Source organism: Micromonospora tarensis, assembly GCF_016803395.1.
GTDB classification, from domain to species: Bacteria; Actinomycetota; Actinomycetes; order Mycobacteriales; family Micromonosporaceae; genus Micromonospora; species Micromonospora tarensis.
The window spans coordinates 1-2,601 of record NZ_JAEVHL010000434.1; the positions used below are offsets into that span (position 1 = coordinate 1).

Consider the following 2,601-nt stretch of genomic DNA (forward strand, 5'->3'; position numbering starts at 1 on the left):
GTGCCGCTGCTCGACGCCGGGCATGTCCATCTCGCCGGAGACGACCGTGCCGGTTGCGACGCGGTGGTCTCCGCGCTGCTGCTGCGGGCCATCGGCCGCGCCGACCCCGGGGCGGTACGCCTGATCGGGTACGACCCGGAGCAGCTCGGCGGTGGCCTGGCCGGTTTCGCCCCGTTGGGCACGGCCGGGCTGCTCACCTTCGTCGGCCCCGGCGGGCTGGGCCCGCTCCTCGACGACCTGGTGGAGCAGATCCGCCGGATCAACGAGACGGTGCTGGCCGGCGAGTACGCCTCGCTGCGCGAACTGGCGAGCGCCACCGGTCGACGCCCCGAGCCGTGGCGGGTGGCGGTGCTGCTCGGTGCTGAGGAGCTGAACCGGCACGAGCGCGGGCAACTGGACCGGGTGGTACGCGCCGGTGCCGCCTGCGGCGTACACCTGGTGGTGCACGGGGTGTCGGTGCCGGACGACCCGACGGTGACCCGGGTGGTGGCCGGGTTGTCCGGCGCGCGGATCGGCGGGTCGGCCGGGCTGTCGGTCCGGCTGGACCCGCCACCACCGGCGACGCTGGTCACCGAGACCTGTCGGGACGTCGCCGCCCGGGTGAACGCGGGCCCACCGCCGACCCCGTTCACCGACCTGCTGCCCCCGCCGGATGCGATGTGGCGGGAGGACTCCGCCGACGGGCTGACCGCCCCGATCGGTGAGGGGCCACACGGTCGGCCGGTGCGGTTGACGCTTGGCGACTATCCACCGCACGCGCTGATCGGCGGGCCGTCCGGCACCGGCAAGACCAACCTGATCTTCGCGTGGATCGGGGCGCTGGCCGCTCGCTACTCCCCCGCCGAGCTGGAGTTCTACCTGCTCGACTTCAAGGAGGGGGTCTCCTTCGCGCGGTTCGCGCAGGGTCGGCGCGACCCGAGCTGGCTGCCGCACATGCGGCTGGTCGGCATCAACGTCAACACCGACCGGGAGTTCGGGCTGGCGCTGCTGCGCTTCCTCGCCGAGGAGTTGCGCCGACGCGCCGACGCGGCCAAGAAGCACGAGGTGACCAAGCTGGCCGAGCTGCGGGCGGTCGACCCGACCGGGCACTGGCCCCGGATCGTCGCGGTGGTCGACGAGTTCCAGATGCTGCTGGCCGGCCGGGACGTGGTCGCCCGGGAGTCGGCGACCTGCTGGAGGACCTGGCCCGACGCGGCCGCTCTCAGGGCATCCACCTGGTGCTCGCGTCGCAGGACGTGCGGGGCATCGAGGCGCTGTGGGGTCGGCCCGCGCTGGTCGCCCAGTTCACCCTGCGCATCGCGCTGCCCAAGGCGCTGCGGATCCTCGCCGAGCGCAACGACGCGGCGCAGTCGCTGCCGCGCTGGCACGCGGTGGTCAACGCCGAGTCGGGCATGGTGGAGGGCAACGAGATCGCCCGGATCCCGTCGGCCAGCGACTGGGAGACCTGGAGCGGGTTGCAGCACCGGCTGTGGCGGATGCGCCCGGCCGACGCCGCACCCGCCCGGCTCTTCGACGGCGACGCGATCCCCCGGCTGGCCGACGCCCCGGACTTCCGGATGCTGGCCGAGCCGGCGGACGGGGGCGTGCCGCGTAACCCGGTGGCAGTGCTCGGCGAGATCATCGACGTGCAGTCCCGGTCGGCGGCGCTGCGCCTGCCGCGTGCCCCCGGGCGCAACCTTGCGGTACTGGGCACCCGGGTGGACGAGGCGTGCGCGGTGCTGGACGCGGCGGCCCGGTCACTGGCCCGCCAGCACCCGCCGGGCACCGCCCGGTTCTCCATCGCCTGCCTCGACCCCGACGCGGACCCGATCGCCCGCGCCCTCTACGACGACCTGGCCGACGACGCCGCCTGGTACGACGAGGAGACCGTCGGCGAGTTGATGGCCGAGACGGCGACGGGCTGGGCGGCCCGGGAAGCCCGCACTACCTGCTGCTGTTCGCGGTCGACGCGGCGGCCGGGGCGCTGGCCGCCCGCGCGGCCGACGGACCGGCCTGGAGCAGCTGCGCCGGATCCTGCACGACGGGCCGGAGCGGCGGACGCACGTGCTGGCCTGGTGGCGGGGCGTCGCCCGGATGCGCGCCGACCTGGGCGGGCCGGCCGCCCGCACCGACCAGATCGGCGCCTGGGTGGCGCTGGACGCGCACGGTGGCGAGTTGGGCGCGTCGCTCTACCCGGGAACCGGCGGCCCGGACTGGTATCCCCGCCCCTGGCGCGGGCTCTTCTTCGACCGGGCGGTCCACCGCACCGGACAGGTGATCATCCCCTACGGACCGTCGCGATGAACGAACCGGTGACCAGCGAGACGTACCCGGCGCAGTTGCGGCGGTTGGCGGACCTGACCGCCCGGGTCCGCGAACAGCGCGCCGAGGCGCACACCTGGCACGAGCGGCAGTGCGCCGCGGCCGAGCGGGCCGTCGCCGAGGCGGTCGACCAGCTCCGGGCCGCCGAGGAGGAACTCGTCGCCGCCCGCGAACAGCAGGAACGGGTGGACGCCGAGGTGGCCCACCTGTGGCAGCAGGTGCGCTCGCGCCTCGGCGTACGCCGACTCGGCGACCCGCCCGCCCCGGCCTACGGCAGCGGAGCCACCGATCCCGTGCCGC

2 pseudogenes are annotated in these 2,601 nt (G+C 75.2%); both read left to right on the forward strand.

Features of this window, described 5'->3' with window-relative positions:
- A pseudogene (locus JM949_RS35150) lies at positions 1–2,283 on the forward strand (FtsK/SpoIIIE domain-containing protein); the annotation flags it as partial.
- Positions 2,280–2,601 (forward strand): annotated as a pseudogene (locus JM949_RS35155) (hypothetical protein); the annotation flags it as partial. The pseudogenes JM949_RS35150 and JM949_RS35155, both read left to right, overlap by 4 nt.